Source organism: Streptomyces sp. NPDC012835 (genome assembly GCF_042900885.1).
Lineage (GTDB): Bacteria > Actinomycetota > Actinomycetes > Streptomycetales > Streptomycetaceae > Streptomyces.
In genome coordinates this window covers 58756-83553 of record NZ_JBIBBW010000009.1, presented here as the reverse complement: position 1 = coordinate 83553, position 24798 = coordinate 58756, and the positions used below count along the sequence as shown (strand labels likewise).

19 protein-coding genes and 1 tRNA gene are annotated in these 24798 nt (G+C 73.3%); 13 read left to right on the top strand and 7 right to left on the bottom strand.

Annotated features, from left to right (window positions below; all coding sequences use genetic code 11):
• Positions 1-10 precede the first annotated feature (10 nt).
• The 3 genes from ACFY6S_RS29130 (at position 11) to hutI (ending at position 4064) form a co-directional block, all read left to right on the top strand.
• Positions 11-1198: an allantoate amidohydrolase gene (locus ACFY6S_RS29130; RefSeq protein WP_388828567.1), complete on the top strand. Its 1188-nt coding sequence runs from the start codon at positions 11-13 to the stop codon at positions 1196-1198.
• Positions 1195-2700 (top strand): formimidoylglutamate deiminase, encoded by a 1506-nt coding sequence (locus ACFY6S_RS29125; protein WP_388827949.1) that lies wholly within the window; start codon positions 1195-1197, stop codon positions 2698-2700. The genes ACFY6S_RS29130 and ACFY6S_RS29125 overlap by 4 nt, the downstream gene beginning before the upstream one ends.
• A 161-nt stretch (positions 2701-2861) precedes the next feature.
• Positions 2862-4064, top strand: coding sequence for an imidazolonepropionase (gene hutI / locus ACFY6S_RS29120; RefSeq protein ID WP_388827945.1), 1203 nt, complete (start codon positions 2862-2864; stop codon positions 4062-4064).
• A 269-nt stretch (positions 4065-4333) separates the two neighbouring features.
• Here the strand turns inward: hutI and ACFY6S_RS29115 are convergent, their stop codons facing one another.
• On the bottom strand, positions 4334-5743 hold the full coding sequence (locus tag ACFY6S_RS29115) for a hypothetical protein (RefSeq protein ID WP_388827942.1): 1410 nt from the start codon (positions 5741-5743) through the stop codon (positions 4334-4336).
• 150 nt (positions 5744-5893) lie between these two features.
• Here ACFY6S_RS29115 and ACFY6S_RS29110 point away from each other — a divergent pair, with 150 nt between their 5' ends.
• The 7 genes from ACFY6S_RS29110 (at position 5894) to ACFY6S_RS29080 (ending at position 14485) form a co-directional block, all read left to right on the top strand.
• Positions 5894-6433 (top strand): DUF6415 family natural product biosynthesis protein, encoded by a 540-nt coding sequence (locus ACFY6S_RS29110; protein ID WP_388827939.1) that lies wholly within the window; start codon positions 5894-5896, stop codon positions 6431-6433.
• 491 nt (positions 6434-6924) lie between these two features.
• Positions 6925-8001, top strand: a complete 1077-nt coding sequence (locus ACFY6S_RS29105; protein WP_388828564.1) for a GNAT family N-acetyltransferase — start codon at positions 6925-6927, stop codon at positions 7999-8001.
• Between the two features lie 163 nt (positions 8002-8164).
• Positions 8165-9598, top strand: coding sequence for a glycosyltransferase (locus ACFY6S_RS29100; protein ID WP_388828561.1), 1434 nt, complete (start codon positions 8165-8167; stop codon positions 9596-9598).
• Entirely contained in the window at positions 9595-10416 is an 822-nt protein-coding gene (locus tag ACFY6S_RS29095) for a polysaccharide deacetylase family protein (protein ID WP_388827936.1), read from the top strand. Before ACFY6S_RS29100 ends, ACFY6S_RS29095 begins: the two co-directional genes overlap by 4 nt.
• A gap of 61 nt (positions 10417-10477) precedes the next feature.
• Positions 10478-12598 carry a hypothetical protein gene (locus tag ACFY6S_RS29090; protein WP_388827933.1) on the top strand — a complete coding sequence of 707 codons (2121 nt, stop codon included), beginning with the start codon at positions 10478-10480 and terminating at the stop codon, positions 12596-12598.
• 154 nt (positions 12599-12752) lie between these two features.
• Positions 12753-13346, top strand: a complete 594-nt coding sequence (locus ACFY6S_RS29085; protein WP_388827930.1) for a hypothetical protein — start codon at positions 12753-12755, stop codon at positions 13344-13346.
• 83 nt (positions 13347-13429) lie between these two features.
• Entirely contained in the window at positions 13430-14485 is a 1056-nt protein-coding gene (locus ACFY6S_RS29080) for a glycoside hydrolase family 26 protein (protein WP_388828558.1), read from the top strand.
• A 9-nt stretch (positions 14486-14494) separates the two neighbouring features.
• On the opposite strand, the gene ACFY6S_RS29075 is transcribed toward ACFY6S_RS29080, so the two are convergent.
• The 4 genes from ACFY6S_RS29075 to ACFY6S_RS29060 all read right to left on the bottom strand — a co-directional run bounded on the left by ACFY6S_RS29075 (position 14495) and on the right by ACFY6S_RS29060 (position 21009).
• On the bottom strand, positions 14495-16942 hold the full coding sequence (locus ACFY6S_RS29075; RefSeq protein ID WP_388827927.1) for a lipopolysaccharide biosynthesis protein: 2448 nt from the start codon (positions 16940-16942) through the stop codon (positions 14495-14497).
• The gene (locus tag ACFY6S_RS29070; protein ID WP_388828555.1) at positions 16935-18245 is read right to left on the bottom strand and encodes a DegT/DnrJ/EryC1/StrS family aminotransferase; all 1311 of its coding nucleotides are present in this window, start codon (positions 18243-18245) and stop codon (positions 16935-16937) included. Before ACFY6S_RS29070 ends, ACFY6S_RS29075 begins: the two co-directional genes overlap by 8 nt.
• A 207-nt stretch (positions 18246-18452) precedes the next feature.
• Complete coding sequence (locus ACFY6S_RS29065) at positions 18453-19787, bottom strand: histidine-type phosphatase (RefSeq protein WP_388827924.1); 1335 nt, start codon at positions 19785-19787, stop codon at positions 18453-18455.
• Between the two features lie 298 nt (positions 19788-20085).
• Positions 20086-21009, bottom strand: a complete 924-nt coding sequence (locus ACFY6S_RS29060) for a DMT family transporter (RefSeq protein ID WP_388827921.1) — start codon at positions 21007-21009, stop codon at positions 20086-20088.
• A gap of 77 nt (positions 21010-21086) precedes the next feature.
• Here ACFY6S_RS29060 and ACFY6S_RS29055 point away from each other — a divergent pair, with 77 nt between their 5' ends.
• Both ACFY6S_RS29055 and ACFY6S_RS29050 read left to right on the top strand, forming a co-directional pair.
• Entirely contained in the window at positions 21087-21713 is a 627-nt protein-coding gene (locus tag ACFY6S_RS29055; RefSeq protein ID WP_388827918.1) for a TetR/AcrR family transcriptional regulator, read from the top strand.
• A gap of 26 nt (positions 21714-21739) precedes the next feature.
• Positions 21740-21817: transfer RNA gene (locus ACFY6S_RS29050), tRNA-Asp, on the top strand.
• On the opposite strand, the gene ACFY6S_RS29045 is transcribed toward ACFY6S_RS29050, so the two are convergent.
• Positions 21817-22740 (bottom strand): SDR family NAD(P)-dependent oxidoreductase, encoded by a 924-nt coding sequence (locus ACFY6S_RS29045; protein ID WP_388827915.1) that lies wholly within the window; start codon positions 22738-22740, stop codon positions 21817-21819. The two genes, ACFY6S_RS29050 and ACFY6S_RS29045, sit on opposite strands and share 1 nt — an antisense overlap.
• Positions 22741-22842: 102 nt before the next feature.
• Here ACFY6S_RS29045 and ACFY6S_RS29040 point away from each other — a divergent pair, with 102 nt between their 5' ends.
• Complete coding sequence (locus tag ACFY6S_RS29040) at positions 22843-23508, top strand: TetR family transcriptional regulator (RefSeq protein ID WP_388827912.1); 666 nt, start codon at positions 22843-22845, stop codon at positions 23506-23508.
• Between the two features lie 268 nt (positions 23509-23776).
• On the opposite strand, the gene ACFY6S_RS29035 is transcribed toward ACFY6S_RS29040, so the two are convergent.
• Complete coding sequence (locus tag ACFY6S_RS29035; RefSeq protein ID WP_388827909.1) at positions 23777-24718, bottom strand: LLM class flavin-dependent oxidoreductase; 942 nt, start codon at positions 24716-24718, stop codon at positions 23777-23779.
• Positions 24719-24798 lie beyond the last annotated feature (80 nt).

Here is a 24798-nt window from a genome sequence, read left to right as displayed (position 1 = left end):
CTTCCTGGAGATGTGGCGGGAGCTGAAACCCCTCGGACGGGCCGCCGAAAGCGGCGGCTACCGCCGCTACGCCTGGACGGCCGCCGACACCGACTGCCGCGCCTGGTTCCGGGCCCAGGCCGAGTCGCGCGGGCTGACCTACGAGACCGACCGCAACGGCAACCAATGGGCCTGGCTCGGTGACCCGCTCGCCGGGGACGCCGTCGTGACCGGCTCGCACCTGGACTCCGTACCCGACGGCGGCGCCTTCGACGGACCGCTCGGCGTCGTCTCCTCCTTCGCCGCGCTGGACGAACTGCGCGGCCGGGGAGCGCGGTTCCGCAAGCCGCTCGCCCTCACCAACTTCGGCGACGAGGAGGGCGCCCGCTTCGGGCTCGCCTGCGTCGGCTCCCGGCTCTCGGCGGGACAGCTCACCCCGGACCGGGCCCACGCGCTGTGCGACGGCGACGGCGTCACGCTGCCGGAGGCCATGGAGGCCGCCGGGCACGACCCGGCCGCCATCGGCCCCGACCCCGAACGGCTCGCGCGCATCGGCGCGTTCGTCGAACTCCACGTCGAGCAGGGCCGCGCCCTCGACCTGTCCGGCGACCCCGTCGGCGTCGCCTCCGCGATCTGGCCGCACGGCCGCTGGCGGTTCGACTTCCGCGGCGAGGCCAACCACGCGGGCACCACTCGGCTCAGCGACCGCCGCGACCCGATGCTCAGCTACGCCGAGACCGTCCTCGCCGCCCGCCGCGAGGCCGAACTCGCCGGGGCGCTCGCCACCTTCGGCAAGGTCTCCGTCGAGCCCAACGGCGTCAACGCCATCCCCTCCCTCGTCCGTGGCTGGCTGGATTCCCGTGCCGCCGACCAGCCCGCCCTGGACGCCGTCGTCGCCGCCGTCGAGAGCGCCGCACGGGAGAGCGCCGAACGGGCCGGGATCGACCTGCGCGTCGTACGGGAGTCCTTCAGCCCCGTCGTCGAGTTCCAGCACGCCCTGCGGGACGAACTCGGCGAGATCCTCGGACGGCCGCCCGTCCTCGGGACCGGCGCGGGCCACGACGCGGGGATTCTGTCCGGCTCGGTGCCGACCGCCATGCTGTTCGTACGTAACCCGACCGGCGTCTCGCACTCCCCGGCCGAGTCCGCCACCGAGGACGACTGCGTGGCCGGGGTGCTGGCGCTCGCCGACGTACTGGAAGGACTCGCGTGCACATGACGGTCCCGCCACCGCCCGCCGAGCCCCGCGCCACCCGCTCCTACTGGCTGGAACACGCCTGGCTCACCGCCGGGGCGGCGGAGGACAGCACGGCCGCCACCGGGCCGGCCACCGCCCGGCCCGGTGCCGAGCCGACCGGTGCCGAGCTGACCGGTGCGGGGCGGACCGGCGCGCCGACCCGTTCCGACGGCGCCCCGCCGGCCGCCCCCCGCGTCGAGTCCGGGGTGGTCGTCACCGTCGCAGACGGCCGTATCAGCGACGTCCGGACCGGGGTCCCGACCGCGCCGTCCGGGGCCACTGCGCTGCGCGGGCTCACTCTCCCCGGCCTGGCCAACGCCCACTCGCACGCCTTCCACCGCGCCCTGCGCTCCTCCGTCCAGGTCGGCTCCGGCACCTTCTGGACCTGGCGCGAAGTCATGTACGGCGTCGCGGACCGGCTCACGCCGGACTCGTACCACGCACTCGCCCGCGCCGTGTACGCCGAGATGGCGCTGGCCGGCATCACCGCAGTCGGTGAGTTCCACTACGTGCACCACGCCCCCGGCGGGCGGCCCTATGCCGACCCGAACGCGATGGGGGAGGCCCTGATCGAGGCCGCCGCCGGGGCGGGTATCCGGATCACCCTTCTCGACACGGCCTATCTCTCCTCGGGCTTCGGCGCCCCGCCCGACCGCCACCAGCTCCGCTTCTCCGACGGCACGGCGGACGCCTGGGCCGCTCGCTGTTCAGTTCTCAAGGATCGCGACCACGCCAGGATCGGCGCGGCCATCCACTCCGTACGGGCGGTCCCCGCAGGCCAGTTGGGGACGGTCGCGCGGTGGGCGGAGGAGCGGCGGGCCCCGCTCCACGTGCATCTTTCCGAGCAGACCGCCGAGAACGACGCCTGCCAGGACGCCTACGGCCGGACGCCGGCCCGGCTCCTCGCCGACCACGGAGTCCTCGGCCCCGGCACGACCGGTGTCCACAACACGCATCTCACCGACGACGACATCGGCCTCCTCGGCTCCACCCGCACCGGCACCTGCATGTGTCCCACCACCGAGCGCGACCTCGCCGACGGCATCGGACCGGCCGCCCGCCTCCAGCGCGCGGGCTCCCCGCTGTCGCTCGGCAGCGACAGCCACGCCGTCATCGACATCCTCGAAGAGGCGCGCGCGATGGAGCTGGACGAACGCCTGCGCACCAGGACCCGGGGCCACTGGACCGCCGCCGCGCTGCTGCGTGCCGCCACCGCCGACGGGCACGCCGCTCTCGGCTGGCACGAGGCGGGCCGGATCGAGCCGGGCGCGCTCGCGGATCTCACCACGATCGCCCTGGACTCGGTCAGAACAGCCGGCCCGGAACCCCGGCTCGGCGCGGAGACCGCCGTATTCGCCGCCTCCGCGGCTGATGTACGCCATACGGTCGTGGGCGGCCGACACCTCGTACGGGACGGGGTCCACAGCCTGGTCCCCGATGTCCCCGCCGCGCTCGCCGAGTCCGTCGCCGCGCTGCGCGACTGAGCCCCGCGGAGCCCCTGCCCGAGCCGGAGCCCCCGTCCGGGCCGGAGACGCCGCCCGGGCCGGGGACGCCGTCCGAGCCACAACGGCCGTCCCGGCCGCCTCCCCGGCTGCCGCCCGAGCCGCCGCCCCAGCCGCCGCCCCTGAACAGGAGCACCCCCGCGATGACGACCACAGCCCTCACCAACATCGCCAGCCTGGTCACCAACGACCCCTCCCTCGGTGACGGAACCCCCATCGGTCTGATCCAGGACGCGGCCGTCGTCATCGACGGCGACCGCATCGCCTGGGTCGGTGAATCAAGCAAAGCACCCGCCACTGACAACGCCCTCGACGCGGCCGGCCGAGCCGTCGTCCCCGGCTTCGTCGACTCCCACTCCCACCTGGTCTTCGCGGGCGACCGCACCCAGGAGTTCAACGCCCGGATGTCCGGCCGCGCCTACTCCGCCGGCGGCATCCGCACCACCGTCGCCGCGACCCGCGCCGCGACCGACGCCGAGCTGAGCGCCAACGTCGCCCGCTACCTCGCGGAGGCGCTGCGCCAGGGCACCACCACCCAGGAGACCAAGTCGGGGTACGGCCTGACCGTCCACGACGAGGCCCGCGCCCTGCGCATCGCCAGCGAACAGACCGACGAGGTCACCTACCTCGGCGCCCACATCGTCCCGCCCGACCCCGCGTACGCCGCCGATCCCGCCGCCTACGTCGCCCTCGTCACCGGCGAGATGCTCGACGCCTGCGCGCCGCACGCCCGCTGGATCGACGTCTTCTGCGAACAGGGCGCCTTCGACGGCGACCAGGCCCGCGCGATCCTCACCGCTGGCCGCGCCAAGGGCCTGCACCCCCGCGTCCACGCCAACCAGCTGTCGTACGGCCCCGGCGTACAGCTTGCCGTCGAACTCGACGCCGCCTCCGCCGATCACTGCACCCACCTCACCGACGCCGACATCGACGCGCTCGCCCACAGCGACACGGTCGCCACGCTGCTCCCCGGCGCCGAGTTCTCCACCCGGGCCGCCTGGCCCGACGCCCGCAGGCTGCTCGACGCGGGCGCCACCGTCGCGCTCTCCACCGACTGCAACCCGGGGTCGTCGTTCACCTCCTCCATGCCCTTCTGCATCGCCCTGGCCGTACGCGACATGGGTATGACCCCGGACGAGGCGATCTGGTCCGCCACCGCGGGCGGCGCGGCGGCCCTGCGCCGCCGGGACATCGGCCGGCTGACACCCGGAGCCCGCGCCGACCTCGCCCTCCTCGACGCCCCGAGCCATGTCCATCTCGCCTACCGGCCGGGCGTGCCGCTCGTCTCGGCGGTCTGGCGGGGCGGCAGGCGCGTCAGCGGCGACGGACGGGCATCGGGAGCGTGACGGCCACGGGCGAGCGCCGGGCCCAGGGCGAGTGACTGACGGCGTCCCCGAGGGCGCCCGCCCGGCGCCCGCCCGAGGGCGCCCGCCCGGCGGCACTCAGCGGCACCCAGCGGCACCCGGCGGCGGAGAACAGACCGCCGCCGACCGCCGCCGACCGCCGCTCCACCCCGTAGACGACTTCCCGCCCCGCGCTTCACGCCCCCGTGCCAGCACGCCCCGCGCTTCACGCCTAGCGCCTCACGCCCCGCGTGCCGGCATGCCCCCGCGCCTCACGCCTTAAGGACGGCGACCTCACTGATCCTCGGCCGCAGGCCGCGTACCACCCGCGTCTTCTCGTACGGCTTCAGCCGCCGCTGCATCGTCTCGAAGTGCTCGTCCCCGCGCGCCGACGAGACGTGCTCGTAGTCCACCAGGAACTGCGACCAGCTCTCGCACGCGGCCTCCAGATGGCCCAATTCCAGCTGGCGCTGCGCCAGCACGGCGAGGAAGTGCACGCGACCCTGGCGCTCGTTCTTCCGCTGCGCCTTCAGAGACTGCTGGAGGGCGGATATGGAGCCCGGCAGGTCCTTGAACTCGTACAGCACATGCGAGACATGGAAGAGATACCCCGTCCTGTCGTAGAAGCCCACGGACTCGCGCCGGCCGTCCGCCCTGTTCAGCGCCGCCTCCGTCTGCCGTAGCCGGGCCAGGGCCTGTCGTTTGTCCCCGACCATCGCGGCGGCGTGGGCCTGCTGTCCCGAGAGGAACGCCTGAAGGCGCGGCTCCGCCTTCGGCGACGCCTCGGCGGCCGAGTCGGCGAGTTCCAGCGCCCGCTTGCCGTAACCGAGGTTCGACGCCTGGAGGGACATGCCGCGCAGCGTCCGGCAGTACGTGACATGGTCCTCGGCGGCGCCCGCCAGCTCCAGCGCCCGGAGGTAGTACCGCTGACCGAGGCCGTGCGCCCGCTCGTACATCGCCATCCACCCGGTCAGATAGACCAGATCGGACGCGGCGGCCAGCATGTCCTTGCGTACGGGCTCGGCCGCCTCCGCCTGTAGCCACGGCATGACCGTGTTCACGAGGAAAGCGGCGGCCATCGGGCGCGCGTGTCCGCCGCCCAGCTCATCCAGAATGTCGGCTATTCGGTCCGTCATCGTGCGTACGGCCTGTACTTGCGGGGCGCCGATCCGCACCGTCCGCTTCCCCGGAGCGGCGTTCGGCGGGGTGGCGGCGTGCGCCAGGTCGGGGAAGAGAGGGACGACAGCGGCGGCGGAGAACAGGCCCGCCGCGATCAGACTCCGGCGCGAGGGGTCCATGTCCGCCCTCCCCATGTCGACCAGCTCTTCCAGGGTGTTGGCGCGTGAACTCCCGGGTGTGGCGGGTGAGTCGGAGTCGAGTGCCGTGGCGTACGGGTCCGACCCGCCGGAGAGGCGGCGGGAAGCGGCGGGCAGCCCGGCCTCCGCGTGGGTGACGGGGCGTCGCAGCTTCCGCGCGAACGCCTCCACGATCAATGGCCTGACCTGCTCTTTCGGGACGGTGCCCGCCACCCAGTGCGAGACCGCCGACTGGTCGTAGTGGAGTTCGAGACCTGCCTCGGCGCCCATGCGATTGATGATCTGCGCGAACTGCGAACGGGACCACTTCGACTGCGCCAGCAGGGCGCTCAGGCCGTTATTGGGCGTGCGTGAATTACTCGCCATGGTTCCAACTCCCCCATGCGTTCATGGCTTTCATCATCAGACCTTCCCCCACGGTACTCGCGGAGGGTGAAAACGCGGTTCTCTCGTCATAGAGGCACGACGTAGAGAAACACCGGCAAAGCAGCAGAGAACGCGAATACGGGGGTCAAGGTGACCACAGTGACAGACGACAGAACAGGTGGCACAGGCGAAAACGCGCACACCACGCAATCCACGCCGGCCATCCACCCGACCAACACCCCACCACCGGCCTTTCCGTCGGGTTCCCCGGTATCCCGGGTTACCCCGGTTCCTCCGGTGTCCCCAGTACCCCCGGTTTCCCCGGTACCCCCGGTTCGTTTTCTTCCGGACCGCGATGTCATCAGCCTTGACGCCGACCGGGCGCTGGCACCGCACCGGATGATGCCGCCGCCCGCCGAGATCGCCGATCTGACCGTCCGGCTGATCAGCCACGGCGCACGGCTCGTCGCCGCCGTGGAGACGATCCCCGAGTCGGACCACTCCGTACGGGCGAAGGGCGCGCTCAAGGACTGGTACGACCTGACCGACGGCGGCCCCGGCGAAGGAGCCATGGCCAACTGGGTCCACATGCGCGCCATGGCACGCATGTGCCGCACCTTCATGGACTACCTGCGGGACCACGAGCGGGAAGGCGACGGGCGACGCCGGCCGGGGAATCGAGGTACATGAGTCCGGAAGGGAGACAACAGGCATGGTTCGTCGTCGCGGTCTGCACCCTGGGACTGACGATCGCCCTGGCCGTCGGGCTGCGGCTGTGACCGGCTGAGCGGGCCGTGGGACATCGGTCTTCCTCCCCCGCGGCCTCTTTGCTCGTCCCACCAGGGCCGACAGAACCACCGGAAGCATCGGAACCACCAGGGCCGACAGAACCACCGGAAGCATCGGAACCACCAGGGCCGACAGAACCACCGGAAGCATCGGAACCACCAGGACCACCAGGACCACCAGGACCGACAGAACCACCGGAACCTCCAGGCTTGCTGGCCCTGTCTGCCCCGTCCGCACCACCTGCCCCGCCCGTTACGCGGCATCTCCTGATCCGCCGCCGAGCGGGCGCCCGGGCACTGTCCCGCGATGATTTCGACCGGTACCGTCCTGTCGAGCGGGGCGGGGACCGGGGGGTCGATTTGAGCGATGTACGCAGTGCCGCGGGCCCGCGGATCCGGGTGGTGGCGCCAGGGGAGCTGACCGAGGCGGAGGCCGGGGCGTGGCGCGCACTGCGGGCCAGGTCAGGAGCACCGGCCAATCCCTTCATGGAACCGGAGTTCGCAGCGGCGGTCGGTGAGGTCCGCCGGGGGGCCAGGGTCGCCGTCCTGCGGGACGCCGGGAGCGGCGAGCCGGTCGGCTTCTTCCCTCACGAGAAGGGGCCGTTGGGGCTGGGCAGGGCGATCGGGCTCGGCGTGTCGGACTGCCAGGGCGGGGTGTTCCGGGCGGGACTCGGGCTGTCGGCGCCCGAACTGCTCAAGGAATGCGGGCTGGTGGCCTGGGAATTCGACAACCTGGAAGCCGGACAAGGACTGTTCGCCCCGGCCGCCCTCGACGAGCTGGAGTCGCCGGTCATCGACATGGGAGAGGGGTACGAGGCGTACGCGGCGATGCTGCGCGTGCGGTCGCCCAAGTTCTTCCGTACGACGACCGCGAAGGAACGCAAGCTGGGCCGGCAGGCGGGCGAGGTCCGTTTCGTCTTCGACGAGCGCGATCCGGCCGCCCTGCGCACCCTCATGGAGTGGAAGTCCGCGCAGTACCGCAGGACGGGCCGCCGTGACCGCTTCGCGAGGGAGTGGATCAGTCGGCTCGTGCGCCGGCTCGCCGCGACCCGCACGCCCGCGTGCTCCGGCGTGCTCTCCGTGCTGTACGTGGCCGAGCGCCCGGTCGCCGCCCACTTCGGGCTGCGCTCGCGCACCGTGCTGTCCTGCTGGTTCCCCTCGTACGACACGGAGTTCGCCAAGTTCTCGCCGGGGCTGATCCTTCACCTCCGGATGGCCGAGGCCGCCGCGGGTGCGGGGATTGGCATGCTTGATCTGGGGCGTGGGGCGGCGGAGTACAAGGACGCGCTCAAGACCGGCGGACTGCGGGTGTACGAGGGCTCCGCCGTCCGGCCGGGCGCGCGGGCGGCCCTCCACCGGCTGAGCAGGGAGCCGTCCCGCCGCGCGCACGGCTTCGTACGGAACCGGCCCGGCCTGGCCCGGATCGCCCGGCGGACCCTGAGCGGGGCCGGTCGGCTACGGGACGGATGACGGCGGACGACGGCGGCGGACGAAGGCGGGGGCGCGCCGCACGACGCCGCATCGACGCCGCATCGACAACGGGTGGGGGGAGCCGATGACGTACGGACCAAGCGGACCAAGCGGACGAGGCGGACCCGAGGCCGCCGGGCAGGCGCGGCGGCCACCGAGGTCCATCACCGTGGCCGACCTCGACCTCGACCTCGACCTCGACCACGACCTCGATTTCGACCTCGATTTCGATCTCGACCTCGGCGGTCCGCCTGATGACCCCGATGGTCCCGCCGACTGCCTCGGCGGGCACGGCTATCGAGTGCTCTCCCTGGTCCCGGCCCCCGGCGGCCCGCCTCCGGAGGGCGAAGGCGACGTCTACGCGCTCGTACGGTTACGCGGGCGGCCCGTCGCCACCGTGCTCGCGCGGGTACGGGAGGGGGAGGACCCGGCCGAGGTCCTCACCGCCGCCTTCCTGGCCCGGCCGGTGAACGCTGCGGTGCCGCCCGCCGCCGCTTCCGCCGCCGCGCGTACCGCCGCCGCGCTCCCCCCTACCACCGTCGTCGTCGCCACGCGCGAGCGCGCCGGCCAACTGGCCCGCGCGCTCGACTCGCTCCTCGCCCAGGACCATCCGGACTTCCGCGTCCTCGTCGTGGACAACGCGCCCGTCACGACCGCCACCCGGGACCTGATCGAGACCCGGTACGCGGGCCGCGTCGACCGCGTCACCGAGCCCCGGCCGGGACTGGCCGTCGCCCACAACCGAGGGGTCGCCGCCGCCGACGGCGCCGTCATCGCCTTCACGGACGACGACGTGGTCGCCGACCCGCACTGGCTCACCGCCCTCACCGCGCCCTTCACCACCGACCCCGGCCTGGGCTGTGTCACCGGTCTGATCCTGCCCGCCCGGCTGACCACCCCCGCGCAGATCCTGCTGGAGAGCCACGGGGGTTTCGCCAAGGGCTTCGCGCCCCGGCTGTACGACATGGCGCGGCCCCCGGCCGACGAACCGCTGTTCCCGTTCACCGCGGGCCGTTTCGGCTCAGGCGCGAACATGGCCTTCCGCGCCGGGGCGCTGCGGGCCGTGGGCGGCTTCGACCCGGCGACCGGAACGGGGACCCCCGCCAGGGGAGGCGACGACCTCTACGCCTTCGTCCGCGTCCTGACCGAAGGACACCGACTGCTCTACACACCCGACGCACTCGTCTGGCACCACCACCGCGAGACGTGGCAGGACCTCGGAAACCAGGCGTACGGGTACGGTGCCGGGCTCACCGCCTACCTCACCGCGATCCTCGTCCGCCGCCCCGCCCTGCTGCCCGCCTTCCTCGCCGGGCTCCCGCGCGGACTGGCCCACGCCCGCGCGATCACGGCCCACCGGGCGGACGGCAGGACGGGCAGCGCGCCGGGCGCGGACCGCGCGGTCCCCGGCGTGCACGGCGCGTACGCCCATCCCTGGCCGCGCGCCCTCTCCCGGCTGGAGCGCCGGGGGATGCTGTACGGGCCGGTCGGTTATGTCCGGGCACGCGGACGGATGCGCGGGGGCCGGACGTGGACGCGCGGGGGCCGGATGTGGACGCGCGGGGGCTGGACGTGGATGCGCGGGGGCCGGACATGAGCGAGATGTCCCGCACCCCCGTCCCCGTCCTCCTCTACCACGCGGTCATGGACGACCCGCCCGCCTGGATAGCCGAATTCACCGTCAGGCCAGGGGACTTCGCGGCACAACTCGACGCCGTCGTCGCCGGTGGCCGGACGCCCGTGCCGGTCAGCACCCTCGTACGGCATCTCAGCCACCGCGCCCCGCTGCCGCCCCGGCCCGTCGTCCTGACCTTCGACGACGGCTTCGCCGACCTCCCCGGCCCGACCGCTGAGGCCCTCGCCGTCCGCGCGCTGCCCGCCACCGCCTATCTCACCACCGGCGCCATCACTCCAGGGCGGACCAGTCTGCTGCCACCCGCGCCGATGATGACGCTCGCCCAGGCGGCCCGGCTGGGCGCGTACGGGGTGGAAGTGGGGGCGCACACGGTGACGCATCCACAACTGGACACGCTGCGCGCCCCCGAACTCCACCGCGAACTGCACGACTCCAAGCGTGCGCTGGAGGACGCTCTCGGCCGCGAGGTCGCACATCTCGCTTACCCGCACGGCTACAACAGCGGTGCCGTGCGCCGCGCCGCCGCCCGCGCCGGGTACGCCTCCGCCGTCGCCGTACGCCACGCGCTCAGCTCCGACCGGGACGAGCCGTACCGCATCGCCCGCCTCATCGTGCGCCGTACCCACACGGTCGCGGATGTCGTGTCCTGGATGGCGGGGGAGGCGGCCGAGGGCGAGCGGAGGAGGGTCGCGCCCTTCCCCGACTCGCTGCCGACCCTGGGCTGGCGGCTCTACCGGGGGGCACGCGCCCGCGTGCGCGGCCCCGAGTTCGCCGGATAGCCCGGATAGACCGGATAACCCGGATAGACCGGATAAGCCGGATCAGGGGGGAGGACCCACCGTGCGGCAGCGCGTAGACGAGACCGGGACGGAATCCGGGCGGGGGACGGAGTCGGGGGAGGGGACGGAATCCGGACGGGGGAGGGAGCCGGGGGAGGGGACGGATTCCGGGAAGGGGCGGGCAGGGGAGGCATCCGGACGCGGGACGGCGCCCGGGAAGGGGACGGATTCCGGGAAGAGAGCGGAAACCGGCCTCCGGCTCCGCCCTCCCCAGCTCGTCGCCTGCCTGCCGCTGCTGACCGCCGCCGCCCTCTGGAGCTGGTCGCTGCCCCGGATCGGCTTCCGTGACATCGGGGAGTTCGGACTCCTCGATCGCTTCCCGGTCGCCTTCTACCTCTCCCTGGCCGTCCTCACGGTCGGGTTCCTGCTCGTCCTGCGCCGCGCCCGCTCCGCCCCCCTCTGGCCGCCGGCCTACTGCGTCGCCCTGCTCGTCGCGATCAAGGCGCCGCCCGCGCTGCTGTACGACTCGGTGCGCTACGCCTGGGCCTCCAAACACGACGCCGTGATCGCGCGGCTGCTGGCCGAGGGGACCGTACATCCGCACGCGGAGCTGTCCGGCGGTATGTCGGCGTACGACCAGTGGCCCGGTTTCTTCTCCCTCAACGCGGCGCTGATCAGGGCTTTCGGCGTGGAGGGAGCGGCCTCGTACGCCAACTGGGCACCCGTCGTGTTCGGGCTGCTGACGCTGCCGGTGCTCGTCCTGATCTACCGCACCTTCACCGACGACCGGCGGCTGCTCTGGACGGCGGTGTGGATCTTCCAGCTCGCCAACTGGGTCGGGCAGGACTATCTGGCGCCCCAGGCGTTCGCCTATCTGATCTTCCTGAGCGTGTTCGCCGTGGTCGTCAGGCACTTCGTACGGCCGGGGTCCGCCAGGACCCTGCGGGCCCGCGACCGGCTCGACCCGGCCGCGGCCTCGGTACCGCCACCGACCGACCGAAGGCAGCGTGCCGTGTGCGTGGCGATCCTCGCCCCGCTGATCGCGGCCCTCAACGCCGCGCACCAGCTGACCCCCGTCATGCTCTGCATGACCCTGATGGCACTGTGCCTGACGCGCCGCTACCGCAATCTCGGGCTGCTGGCGGTCACCGGAATCATCATGATCGTCTGGGATCTGACGATGGGACGGGTGCTGTTCCTCGACACCCTGAGCACCCTGCGGGACTCCCTCGGCGATCTGCTGAAGAACTCGCGGCCCGGCTTCGGGGGTGAACCGACCGGCCCCGGACCCGAGTTGGTGGGAACCGCCAACATCCTGATGGTGGTGGTGCTCGGTGGCCTCGCTGTCGCGGCTGTGCTGCTGCGGCGCAGGCTCGTGCGGAGCGCGCTGCCGCTGCTGCTGGCGGCGGCAGCGCCCGTACCGCTGTTCGCCGTGAACGACTACGGCGGCGAAATGCTGTTCCGCGTCTATCTGTTCGGGCTGCCCGGCACCGCGTTCTTCGCCGCCGCCGCCCTCGTCCCGGCCGCCGCCGGTAAATCCGGCACCCCCGGTAGAACTGGCACCCCCGGTAGAACCGGCAACTCCGCCAACGCCGTCAACAACAGGGCGCGCCGTTACGCCCGCCGGACGGCGGCGGTCGCGCTGCCGCTGGCGCTGCTCGCGCTGCTGGCGGGCTTTCTGCCGTCGTACTACGGCAAGGAGGGCATGCAGTACGCGCCCCCGGCCGAGGCCGCCTTCGTCAAACGGTCCTACGACCGGGCGCCGGACGGCGCGTTGATCATGGCCACCACGGGGTCCTTCCCGGGCGCCTACTACCGCTACGACCACTACGAGCGCTGGTTCTTCACGGAGCAGGAGGTCCCGGAGAACCTGAAGATGCTCAGGGACCCGGCCGGCTATCTCGACGGGGGCGTTCCGGCCGGACGCCCGGCGTACGTGCTGCTCACGCCGTCGCAGGACAAGGCCACCATCGGCGAGGGCTACCTGCCGCCGGGCGGCTTCGCCCGGCTGAGCGAGGCGCTGAAGCGCTCGCCGCACTTCCGGGTGGTGGAGGAGAGCGCCGAGGGGCTGTTCCTGGAGCACGTACCGGAGGGGTCGGGCGTACCGGAGGGGCCGGGCGTATCGGAGAGACCGGAGGGGCCGGACGGGTCGGCGGCACCGGACGCGGTCTCGACCGGATGAAACGACCGGATGACACGCGACCGGATGACACGACCGGATGACACACGAAGGCGCACGCCCACCCGCGCGCCCACCCGAGGCACACCGAAACGAACCCGAACCCGAACCCGAACGCATACGTACAACCCTGAACGCACCCGAGGAGGCCGCCGCCATGCCGCGCCAACGTACCGACGAGGTCCGTGACTCCCACTCCGCCCACACCGACTCCGCCCCGACCGACTCCAGCCAGAACCTGACCGCCCGGACCCACGCCGCCCGCACCGACTCCAGCCGTAACCCGACCGTCCGGACGCTCGCCGCCCGGACGCTCGCCGCCCGGACGCTCGCCGCCCGGACCCTCACCGCCCGGACCCTGACCTTCCCGCGCCTCAGAGTCCTCCTCGCGCTCACCGGCTGGCTCGCCCTCGCGGCCACCGCCCTGCCCGCCGCCTCGCCCGCGCGCTGGATAGCCGTTCTGCTGTTCGTCGCGTTCGGCCCGGGCTGCGCTCTGCTCCTGCCGCTCCCGCCCGGACTGCGGCCCGGCGCCCGGCTGGAGGCGGTGGCGCTGGCCGCGCCGCTGAGCCTGTCCCTCGCGACCCTGGCGGCCACCGCGCTCTACCTGGTGGCGGGTTTCACGGCCACGGTCTTCCTCGCGTCGCTGGCCGCCGTGACCACCGTGGCCGCGCTGCTGCCCGCCGTCCCCCTCCCCGCCGCGACCCGAGGCGCGGCCGAGCGTCGCAAGCCGGGCCCCCGGAGGGGCCGATGACCGGCGGGGGCTTGAGGACGGGCAGGGGCCGGTTGACCCGCAGGAATACGTATCTGGCCGTCGTCCTCGCCGCAGTCGGCGCGATGATCGTCGCCCTCGGCGTCTGGATCACCCGGGACGGCCAGCAGGGCACGGCGCCTGGGACGGGCGACCGCGGCCTGGCCGACAACGCGGTCGCCGGCTCGATGCCACGGGGGGTGTGCGCGGCGAGCGAGCTGCTGGAGCCGCCCTGCGGGGCATGGTGGGGCGCGTACGTCCCGTACGCGGCGAACGGCTCGCTCACGGACGCGGTGCTCACCTTCGAGAAGAGGATCGGGCGGCGGCTCGATCTCGTCTACAACTACCACGACATGTCGAACACCGGCCGCGACGGAGTGCTGCTCACCTCCGACGAGCAGGAGCTGGGCCGGGACCGCATGCTGATGCTGGCCTGGGAGACCACCGTATGGACCGAGCCGCACCACGAGAACTGGACCGGGACCCAGCTCGGCTGGCGCGAGGTCGCGTCGGGGAAGTACGACCGCGACATCATCGATCCGGGGGCCAGACGGCTCAAGGCGTACGGCAAGAGGCTGTTCTTCTCCTTCGACCAGGAGGCCGACTTCCGCACGCCGGACGCGGGCGAGCCCGAGGAGTTCGTCGCTGCCTACCGCCATGTCCACGACCGGTTCGCGAAGCTCGGCGTCGACAACGTGGTCTGGGTGTGGACCGTCTCCGGCTATGCGGGGAACGCGGACCTGATGAAGGCGCTGTATCCGGGCGACGCCTACGTGGACTGGATCGGCGTGGATCAGTACAACTACTTCCGCTGTCAGCGGTCGGCGCGGTGGCTGGATTTCGGGAGCAGCCAGCGGCCGGCGTACGACTGGATGCGCGAGCACATCTCCGACGAGAAGCCCCTCATGCTGTCCGAGTTCAGCACCGCGCCCGACCCGGACCGCCCGGACCGGCAGCGTGACTGGTACCGCGAGATCCCGAAGACCGCGCCGACGCTGCCGGGGGTGAAGGCGCTGGTGCACTGGAACCGGCCGGTGCCGGGGAAGAACTGCGATCTGACCGTCAACAAGGGCCCGGCGCTGGACGGTTACCGGTACGCGGGCGAGGACGCCTACTTCAACCAGCCGCTGCCGTCGCGCTGACGGGCGCCGCTACCGCTCGTGCCGGCGCGGGACGCGGCTACCGGCCGCCGTTCCCAGAAGCCCCATGACCCGCATGACCCGCAGGACTCCCAGGAGCCCCAGGAGACCCAGGGTCACGGGTACGGCGACGGTCGCGAACGCGTCCCGCCCCGCCCAGCCCGCCACCGCGAGCAGCCATGTCACGCTCGCGGTGAGCCGGGGGTCCGTGCGCAGCGCCCACAGGGTCGCGGCGGCGAGGACCAGGCAGACCAGTTGGAGGGCGACGGGCAGGACGCGCAGCGCCGCGTCGGTGCCGTCGAGCGGCGTCGCGCGGGCGAGCGCCAGCGCGAGCGGCTCGTGCCAGAGCCCCGACGCCCGGTCCGGCCGCGCACCGAGCAGCGGCGCCGCCGAGTGCAGCGAGGCGAAGGTGAGCAGTGGCCCCAGCGCGAGCAGGGCCGTTCCCGGGCGTACGAGTGTGACGGCCGCGCACTGGACGACGATCAGCAGGATGCCGGCGGCGACCGTGAACGGCGGTAGCGCGTCCAGCAGTTGGGCACCGGTGAGGTGATCCCGGCCGATGTCCCCGACGCGCAGCAGCGGAGCCCAGAACAGCCCGGCCGAGACTCCGAGCAGCAGCCACAGGAAGGTGACGAGCCGCCCCTCGTCGACGCGCGGAGCGGGCTCGGGAGGGGGGCCGGTGGGCATGACGGTGCCGAGGGCGAGGGTCGCGGCGTCGTACGAACCGCGCGCCCAGGACGGGCCGTCGCCGGGGCGGGAACGGTCGAGGCGGGGGCCTCCTGCGGCGGGGCGGGAACGGTCGGGGCGGGGGCCTGCGGCGGTCGCCCGGCCCGCGGACGCGGTACGGAGCCGGGCGGCCTCGCGGGCCCAGCGGGTGCCGTAGCCGTCGGCGGGGGGACCGGACGCGCCAGAGGCGCCGGAGGTACGGCGGGACCGGGCACGGTACGGGGCGGACTCGTAATGCCCCGCTGGTTCCGCCCGTCCCGCCGGGTCCGTCTGGCCCGCTCGGTCCGCCTGTCCCGCTGGGTCCGTCTGTCCCGCCGGGTCCGCCTGATCCGCCGGGCGCGGTCCCGACCGGTGGGACTCCGCCCGCCGCCGCCCCGCCGCGGCCCTGTCCGCTCCCGGCCCCGCGGCCCTGTCCGCGCCCGGCCCCGCGCCCCCGTTCGACCGCAGCGCCGCACGCAGCCCGGGCGCCGCGACCAGCGCGACCAGCGTCATCGACAGCACCATGGCGAGCCCGGCCCCCGCGATCCCGGCCGGGCCGAGCAGCAACAGGGCGCTGCCCAGGACCAGGGCGCACATGACGCCCTGCAACGCGGCGAGTACGCCCGTACGGCCCTGGACGCGCAGCACCCCGATGTACAGCTCGACCACCACCCGGGGCAGCGCGGCGGCGGCCAGCAGCCGCAGGACCGTCGTGCCGTGGCGGGCGTACTCGGCACCGAACGGCGCGAGGATCCGCGGCGCGAAGACCACCAGCACCAGCACCACCGGCACCAGCAGCAGCGCCATCCGGCGCAGCGCCCCCCGTACGCCCTCCGCCAGCCGCTCCGGGCTGTGGGAGGCGTGCGCGGTGAGCGAGGAGGCCATGTTGACGGCCATGAACTCCATGGTGCCGCCGACCGTGTAGGCCGTGTAGAAGAAGGCGTTGTGCGCGGCGTCGAAGCGGACCGCGACCAGCACCGGCAGCAGATTGATCATCGCGAGGCTGAACAGCGCGCCGACCGAGTCACCGGCGAGGAACCGCCCGATGTCGGCCGTTCGCGGCGGCTCGCGGTCGTGGTCGGCGGCGGCCTGGCGCGGGATGAGCCTGCGGAACACCAGCCAGCCGAGCGGCAGTACGGACAGGGCGATGGCCGCCGCCCAGGACACGAAGACGCCCAGCACCGGCATCGCCGTCGCGAACGCGGCGAGCAGCAGCAGCTTGCCGATGGAGAAGACGGCGTTGCCGACGGGCACCCAGAAAGCGCGGCGCAGCCCGGTCAGCACCCCGTCCTGGAGGGTGAGCAGCGCCCAGGCGACACAGGAGGCGGTGAAGACGAGCCCGGCGGTGAGCCCGCGCAGCGGGGCGTACGAGGGCCCCCACCGGTCGAGCGTCCCCAGGAACACCACGCACGCGACGCTGACCACCAGCGAGCTGACGGCGTACGTCCGCCACACCAGCGGCCCGGTCGCCCGGCCCGCCCGGGGGACGTAGCGCACCACCGCGCCGATCATGGTGGTGGCCGTGAGGGAGGCGAGCAGCCGCATGGCGGCGATGGCGGCGGACCCCTGACCGACGGCCTCCTCGGTGTAGTAGCGCGCGGCGACGAGCCAGAAGCCGAGGCCGAGGGCGGCGGAGACGCCGGTGGAGAGCATGAGGGCGTAGGCGTTGCGGAACAGCGAGTCGCCGCCGGGCTCCGCGGGCGCGGGGGAGGGGCCCGGGGCCGCCGCGGGCCGTAACCGGGTGGCGTCAGCCACCGGTGCCCGGCCCCTCCGGCGCGGCGGGACGCGCCCCCGCCTCCCGGAGCACGGAGAGCACCTGCCCGGCCCGGCGCGGGTCGACGGGCAGGGCGTGCCGGGCGAACCAGGCGGCCGGCGCGGGTGCGGGCGACGGATCGGTGAAGGCGGCGCCCGCGTACCGGTCGAGCGGCGGATCGTAGAGATAGCCGGTGGTCAGACGGTGCCGTGCGAGCGCGGCGATGGCCGCGTCCCGGTCCTCGACGAGCAACGGCACCCGGAACAGCGGCTGGACGGACCCGGTGGCGGACCCGGTGGCGGACCCGATGGCGGACCCGATGGCGGTCCTGGCGGCGGTCGCGGCAGGGGGCCCGGACGAGGCCCCGGGCCCGGTTTCACAGGCGGCCCCGGCCTCGATTTCGCGGGCGCCCCCGGGCCCGGCTTCGTGGGCGGCCCCGGTGGCCTCCGGCGCGGCCCAGGGACTGGCCAACAGCTCCTCCGTACCGGCCCGATGAGCGGCGAGGGTCCGGTCGAGCCCGGCCAGCAGCCGTTCCGTACGGCGGAGCCGGAGGCGACCGGGGCGGAGCCGGTAGTCGTGCATGTCGACCCGCACCCAGGAGTGGAACGCCGTCAGGTCGGGCGCCGCCGCCAGCGCCCGCTTCAACTCCCCGGATCTCAGCGGCATCCGGATCTCCTGGCGCTCCTCCTGCCCGAGCAGGCGGAGCGCGGCCCGGGCGGCGCGCACCAGTCGCAGCCCCCGTACGCCTGCCTCGGCGTACGGCCGGACCGCGTAGGCGAGTTCGGCACCGGCCCGCGAAGGCAGTAGCAACGCGTCGCGCGCGGAGGCCAGTTCGTCCCGTACCGCTGCGTCCGCGACCGCGAGAAAGCCGCCCGTCTTGGCGCCCACATGCTTGGACAGGCTGAACACGGCCGCGTCCCCGAAGCTCCCGACGGGCCTGCCGGCCACCGCGCTCCCGATGGCGTGCGCGGCGTCCTCGATCAGCGGGATGCCGAACGCGTCGCAGCGGGAACGGAGTTCGGGGGCCGGGTCGGGATTCCCGTACAGGTTGGTGGTGAGCACGCCCGACAGCCCGCGCCATACGTCCTCGGGCACGGCCCCGGTGTCGATCGTCCCGTCCCGCGCGCTCAACGGCGCCTGCACCGGCCGCAGTCCGGCCGCGAGTACGACAAAGAAGATGACGTCGTCGTTGACCGGCGACATGAGGACCCGCCCGCCGGGCGGACACCAGTGCCGCAACGCGACGTACAGCCCGAACCGGCACGACGGCACATACAGACACTCCCTGCCGAGGCGGCGGCGCATCGACGCCTCCAACGCCGCGTACGCCGAGTGCTCCGCGTACGCCGGGCGCTCCGCCGGGCGGCCCTCCCCAAGCGCCATGCGCATTCCCCCCTGCCCCGGCTCAATGTGGCCGATGCCGGGTGGGCCGTCAATACGGCGGAGGCGGCCGGGCAGGGGGGAAACGACGGCGGCTGCGGAAACGGTGCGGTCCGGGGCCGGACGGGGGTGCTACTTCCCGCCGGTACGCCCGAAGCAGCGCTCCAACTCGTCCACGTTGTAGAAGGAACTCCCCTTCGCGACGGGCCGGCAGCCGGTCTTGAAGGCCGTCTCCTTCTCGTTGTAGAGCATCCGTACGAGGAAGGTGTCGTCCTTGCGGAAGAGGTCCCACTGGATGTTCGCTGCCATGGGAGCGACCGAGGCGCCGCGCCAGGGGTTGTCCGCGTAGGTGTACGGGCGGGACGGCGACGCGGGCCGGGCGCTGCCGGGGAGCCCCATCAGGGCGGCCAGCGGCATGATCTCCTCGGCGTGCGTGAAGCGGAGGACCGCGCCGAAGCCGCTCGCGCCGGACCTCTTGTCCTCGATCTTCCGGAAGAGATCGTCCAGCAGCACGCCCGCCATCGCGTAGGTGATGGTCGAGTCGTCGAAGCCGGGCCCGCTCTCGTAGAAGCTCTCGGCGTCGTCCAGGTACCCGAACCAGGCGGCGTCACGTGCCCCGATGTAGCGGGTCAGGCGCCAGTCGCCCTCGGCGCCCATGCTGGGGGCGATGGCGTAGAGGCCGTAGACGGATTCGGCGGCCGAGACCCGGTCGGCGGCCGTCATCCGGTCCACGAAACGGGCGGAGAACAACGTCCGCAGCACACCACGGGCGGCGGCCTGGGTACGGGGCTGCTCCCGGATCTTCTTCAGGGTGGCGGCGAGGCGCCGGTCGTTGTCGATGTAGTCGCGGTAGGCGGCGCCGCCGTCCGACTTGTGGAAGTAGAGCAGGTCCACGTCCGTACGCGCGGGATCGACCAGCGGCCCGAGCGCGGGGTCGGCCTCGACGAGCCCTCCGGTGAACTCCGTACCGCTGTCCACCGCGCGGCCCTTGCCCGAGCTGACGACGTCGATGCGCTCGCCCTTGGCGGGCATCGCGTCGAACAGCGCGGGCAGCCGCTCGCGCAGCCGTACCGCCGTGTCCCGCAACTCCTGCTTGCCGCGCCCGCTCAACTCCCCGTACCCGGCCTTCGCCATGGCGTCCAGCAGCCGCTGGACCTCGGGCCCGAACGACCTCCCGAGCGAGGTCAGCGCGCCTTCCGTCCTGGCCCGCTCCCACAGCGCCAGGACCAGATCCCCGTCCTCGCCGCTGGTCGCGGCCCGCGACCCGTGCCGGGAGACGCTCTCCGTGAACACGGGTACGAACCCGGCCGGGACGCGCTGGTAGGAACGGGCGTCCTGCTGGGGCCGGTAGGGCGTCTTGGTGGCGTACGAAGTCGGCTCACCCGGATGGGCGGTGGCGACCCCGGCCGGCACCAGCGCGACCAGTGCGAGCGCGATGGCGGGGACGGTGGCGATGACGCGGCGCATGGTCCTCTGATCCTCATTCAGGTAGGCCGACCGGCGGATTCGGGCACGGGCACGGGTACGAGTACGAGTACGGGTACGGGTACGGGTACGGGTGCGGGTGCGGGCCCGGATACGAGCGCGGGTCGGGTTCGTGGAAGCCTCCCCAGCGTGGCGCGCCGACGTGAACGGGGCATGTCCGACGGTCGACTTCGGGCCGCACCCGCGTCGGTCCGCCGGCCGAAGCCGGCAGCGGCGCCGATGGCAGGACGGCCGACGGGCCGACGGCTGACGACTGACGGCCGACGACGCGACCGGACGCTCATCGCGAGCGCCGTGGAAGCCCGCCGGGCGGACGGCGGGCGCCGGACGGCGCGCTTCCCGCGCGCCACGTCGCCGTGGCGCCGGCGGACATGATCAGCCCCATGCCCGCGAGGACCGGCGCGGAGAGCCTTTCGCCGAGCGCGACGGCACCGACCAGCGCACCCATCACCGGGTCGAGGGAGAAGAGGGTCGCCACCACTCTGGCGGTGGCGACCTTGACGGCCAGGAAGTCCAGGGTGAAGGCCAGGGCCACACCGATGAGCCCGGAGAGGGCGATGAGGCCCCAGTCGGACGCGTTCATCTCCGGGGCGGCCGGAACGGAGAACGGGAGCAGCAGCGTCGCCGACGCGCCGACCGCCAGCGCCAGCCCGTCCAGCCCCGGTGACGCCCGGCCCACGCGCTGCGCGAAGACGGTGTAGAGGGCGAGGGCCAGCGCCGAGAGCAGCCCGAAGCCGATCCCGGCCCATGCCGGCGATTCACCCGGCAGGGAGCCACCCGGTCGTGTGACCAGGACGACTCCGGCCAGGCCGGCCGCGGGGACGAGAGCCTCCCGCCACGCACGCGCCGAGGCGACCGCGACGGCGAACGGCCCGAGGAACAGCAGCGTCGCGGCCACACCGAGGGGGAGACGCGCCACCGCGCCGTAGTAGGCCACGTTCATGGCGGCCATCGCCGCCCCGTAGACCGCGATGCCCGACCATTCCGCCCTGGTGCGCCCGCGAATCCGGGGGCGTACCAGCGCCAGCAGGACCAGAGCGGCACAGAGTTGCCGCAGACCGGCGACGGCGGGAGTGCCCAGCCGGTCGAAGAGGGCCGACGAGAGCGCCGCTGACGCCTGCACGCCGAGGCAGCTGACGACGACCAGGGCCGCACCGAGGAACGGGCCGGAACGGGGAAGCCCCTCGCGGGCCGGCAGGTGCACGGGCGCCTCTCCCCTCGTACGGAAAACCCCTCGAACTGAAACGATCGTTTCAGTGTAACGGTCGTTATAGTCGAGTCATGAGGCAGGGGCAGGGGCAGGGGCAGGACATGGACCGGGACACCGGCGGCGCGGCGTCTGACGCGTCGCCCAGGAACCGTTTGCTCGACGCGGCCGACGAACTCTTCTACCGGGACGGCATCGCCCGCACCAGCGTCGATCAGGTGCTGCGCCGCGCACACGTCGCACCCGGCACGCTCTACGCGCACTTCGGCGGCAAGGACGGCCTGATCGTCGCCGCGCTGCGCCGGCGCCTGGACCGCTGGGACCGGGTGTGGCAGGACGCGGTCGAAGCCGAGAGCCTTCCTGCCGACCGGCTCCTGGCTCTCTTCGGCGCCGTCTCCGCGTACCGGGGCCGGTACACCCCGGCCCGCGGGTGCGCCTTCCTCGCGACCCGCACGGAGCTGCCCGACCCCGGCCACCCGGCCCAGGCGGTCATCGCGGCGGAATCCACCCTGCTCCGCGCGCGGCTGCACCACCTGGCGGAAGCCGTCACCGCCGACCACCCCGATGCCCTGGCCCGTGACGTACTGCTCGTGTACGACGGCGCCATGGCCGGCCTCCTCCGAGGGGAGACACCGGACCCCCTCGGCCACGGCCGGGCGCTCGCGAGCCGCCTGGTGCGGGCCGCTGCCGAGGGTGAGTGAGAGGCGGTGCCGCCAGGCCGGCGTCGCGGGGAGCGTGCCTGGCCGTGGGCTTCCGCGGACGGCTGTCAACCGTCCAGGTCCCGGTTCGAATCCGGTTGGGCCGTCAGGAATCCTCCCGCTGGGCGGTCACCGTCGGAAACGTCACCCCGGTGAGCTTCTCGGAGACGGTCCACAGGCGCTGCTGCGCGGCCTGGTCGTGGGAGTCGGGACTTGAGGTGACCAGCTTCGGATAGCCCCGGATCTCCCCCCGGTTGCCGGGACCGTAGTACTGGCCGCCGATGACGGCCGGATCGGTGGCGGCGCGCACGGTGGGCAGAGCGCCCATCTCGGCACTCTGGGTGAGCAGCGGCGCGAGCCGGGTGACGGGCACCCGCAGCGCGGAGGGCGTGTTGCGGGTGAGTTCGGTGTTGGAGAGGCCGGGGTGGGCGGCCACCGCGACCGTGGTGCCGTGCGGTGCGAGCCGGCGTTGCAGTTCGTACGTGAACATCAGGTTGGCGAGCTTGGCCTGGCCGTAGGCGGCGATGCGGCTGTAGGAGCGCTCCCACTGCAAGTCGTCGAAGTGGATGGCGGCACGGATGCGGTGGGCGGTGCTGCTGACCGTGACGACGCGGGAGCCGGGGACGGGCAGGAGCCGGTCCAGCAGCAGGCCGGTCAAGGCGAAGTGGCCGAGATGGTTGGTGCCGAACTGCAGCTCGAAGCCGTCGGCGGTGGTCTGCTTCGGGGTGTACATCACGCCCGCGTTGTTGATCAGAAGGTCGATGCGCGGGTGGGTGGCGCGCAGGTCGGCCGCCGCGGACCGGATCGAGTCCAGGGAGGTCAGGTCGAGGGCCTGGACGGTGACGTCGCCGGTGATGCGGGCGGCTGCCCGCTCGCCCTTCTCGATGTCGCGAACGGCCAGGACCACCGCCGCCCCGCGCGCGGCGAGCATCCGGGCGGTTTCGAAGCCCAGCCCGGTGTTGGCGCCGGTCACGATCGCCACCCGGCCGTGCTGATCAGGGATGTGCTGCTCGGTCCAGTTGCCGCTCATGGCGCGCTCCCTAAAAAACCATTGGTCTGTTAAGAGCGCCCAACGTAAAAGACCGCCGGTCTCCTGTCAAGGGACCGGTGGTCTCTAAGTTAGGCTGAGGGCGTGACATTCCAGCGGGCGCGAAGCGAGGAGCAGCGGGAGATCCGCCGCCGGGCGATCCTGGACACGGCGATGGCGATGCTCGACGAGATGCCCGTGGCCGAGGTGAGCCTCAATGAGCTCAGCCGGCGGGTGGGCCTCGCCAAGTCGAACGTCCTGCGGTATTTCGAGTCACGCGAGGCGGTGCTGCTCGAACTGTTGGACGTTTTTCTGGAGAGCTGGCTCGCCGAGCTGGCGGACGAGCTGGCCGCGGGCATCGAGGCGCACGCGGCACCGGAGGTGCGAGCAGGCCAGTTGGCCGAGATCCTCAGCCGGTCACTGGCGGACCGGGTGACGCTGTGCGACCTGTTCGGCGCGCAGGGCGGCGTCCTTGAACACAATGTCTCGGTCGAGGTGGTCAAGCGGCACAAGCGCTCCTCCCTCACGCGGCTCGCGGCCATGGTCGAGATCGTGCGCCGCCACGTGCCGGAGCTAGGTGACGGTGCGCAGACGTTCTGCCTGATGAGCCTGGTCACGGCGGGCGCCCTGTCGGCGTATGTCCCGCCGCCGCCCAGCCTCCTTGCCGCCTATGCGGACGAGCCCGCCCTCGGCGTGCTCCACCTGGAGCTGCGTGACGCTCTGCGGGACTCCTTCACCTCGTCGCTTCTGGGCGCGCTCCCGCGCGCCTGAATCCTGCCCGCTTGAGGTGAGGAAAAACAGGCGCGGGCGCCGGGAGATGGGCACCCTGGAGGTCCTGAGCTTCTCCACCGGAATCGATGTCCCGCCCGACGTCGGGCCGGGGCCCGGGGAAGCGTACGGAGGCGACGCCTCCTTCCCCGAGCCCCGAGCCCCGAGCCCTGAGCCCTGAGCCCGAGCCCTGAGCCCGAGCCCCGAGCCCTGAGCCCGAGCCCCGAGCCCTGAGCCCGAGCCCTGAGCCGCGTACGGAACCGGCGTACGTCTAGGCCAGTTCCGCCAGCGCCGCCCGCACCTGGCCCAGCGGGTCGTCCCCGACCGGGCGCAGGACCACGGTGTCGGCGCCGGCCTCCCACAGGCTGCGGATCTTCCCGGCCGCGGCCGGGGCCTCGCCCGCCGCGAGGAAGACGTCCCGCGCCGGGACGTCCAGCCACTGCGTGTACTCCTCCACCACCGGCGCGGTGGCCGTGGCGACGCGGGCGGGGTCGTCGTCCACGTGCAGGTGGGTGAAGACGATGAGCTCGTGCGCGGCGGGGCCGTCCTCGGCCGCGGCGGCGCGGCCCTTGGCGATGGTGTCGAGGGCGGCCTCGACGGCGCGCGGGCCCTGTCCTTCGGCCATGACCGTACCGTCGGCCACCCGGCCGGAGAGCTCCAGCGAACGGGGGCGTACGACACCGGCGACGACGGGCGGGGCCACGGCCGGGGGGTGGACCAGGGTGACGCCGTCGATGTGCACGGTGCGGCCGGCCACCGTCGTGGTCGCGCCCGTCAGCAGACCGCGCACCGCCGTGATCGTCTCCTCCAGCAGCGCCAGCTTCGTCGGCGAGGCCGCGCCGACCTGCGCCATCCACGCCGAAGCGCCGTGTCCGACGCCCGCGACGAGCCGGCCGGGGAACACCCGGGCCAGCGTGGCGAGTTCCATGGCGAGGAGGGCGGCGTTGCGCAGCGGCGCCGGGGTGATGCCGATCCCCACCCGCAGGCGCCCGGTCGCGGCCAGCGCCAGGGTCGCCGAGGAGATGGAGCCCGCCCAGGAGAGGTCCTCCACCACCCACAGGTCGTCCACCCGGGGGCCGCCGTCCGCCCCGATCGCCTCCAACTCGACGGCGAATGAGGTGAGATCCTCCGGGCGTTGGCCCCTGTCGAACATCACGCCGATACGACGGGCGCCGGCGGCCGGGTTGCTGGTCTCTGACGAGGCACTGATCATTCCCCGACCCTAATGAGTCGTGGCGGCTCTCGACCAGACCTCGGCGGCACCAACAACCGCCCGTGCCCGCCCTCTTGCCC

Bases quoted from the DNA above. Each gene is read 5' to 3' on its own strand.
- ACFY6S_RS29130 (WP_388828567.1), top strand. From the start codon at position 11: ATGTGGCGGGAGCTGAAACCCCTCGGACGGGCCGCCGAAAGCGGCGGC.
- ACFY6S_RS29125 (WP_388827949.1), top strand. From the start codon at position 1,195: ATGACGGTCCCGCCACCGCCCGCCGAGCCCCGCGCCACCCGCTCCTAC.
- hutI (WP_388827945.1), top strand. From the start codon at position 2,862: ATGACGACCACAGCCCTCACCAACATCGCCAGCCTGGTCACCAACGAC.
- ACFY6S_RS29115 (WP_388827942.1), bottom strand. From the start codon at position 5,743: ATGGCGAGTAATTCACGCACGCCCAATAACGGCCTGAGCGCCCTGCTG.
- ACFY6S_RS29095 (WP_388827936.1), top strand. From the start codon at position 9,595: ATGAGCGAGATGTCCCGCACCCCCGTCCCCGTCCTCCTCTACCACGCG.
- ACFY6S_RS29085 (WP_388827930.1), top strand. From the start codon at position 12,753: ATGCCGCGCCAACGTACCGACGAGGTCCGTGACTCCCACTCCGCCCAC.
- ACFY6S_RS29080 (WP_388828558.1), top strand. From the start codon at position 13,430: ATGATCGTCGCCCTCGGCGTCTGGATCACCCGGGACGGCCAGCAGGGC.
- ACFY6S_RS29070 (WP_388828555.1), bottom strand. From the start codon at position 18,245: ATGCGCCGCCGCCTCGGCAGGGAGTGTCTGTATGTGCCGTCGTGCCGG.
- ACFY6S_RS29065 (WP_388827924.1), bottom strand. From the start codon at position 19,787: ATGCGCCGCGTCATCGCCACCGTCCCCGCCATCGCGCTCGCACTGGTC.
- ACFY6S_RS29055 (WP_388827918.1), top strand. From the start codon at position 21,087: ATGAGGCAGGGGCAGGGGCAGGGGCAGGACATGGACCGGGACACCGGC.
- ACFY6S_RS29045 (WP_388827915.1), bottom strand. From the start codon at position 22,740: ATGAGCGGCAACTGGACCGAGCAGCACATCCCTGATCAGCACGGCCGG.
- ACFY6S_RS29035 (WP_388827909.1), bottom strand. From the start codon at position 24,718: ATGATCAGTGCCTCGTCAGAGACCAGCAACCCGGCCGCCGGCGCCCGT.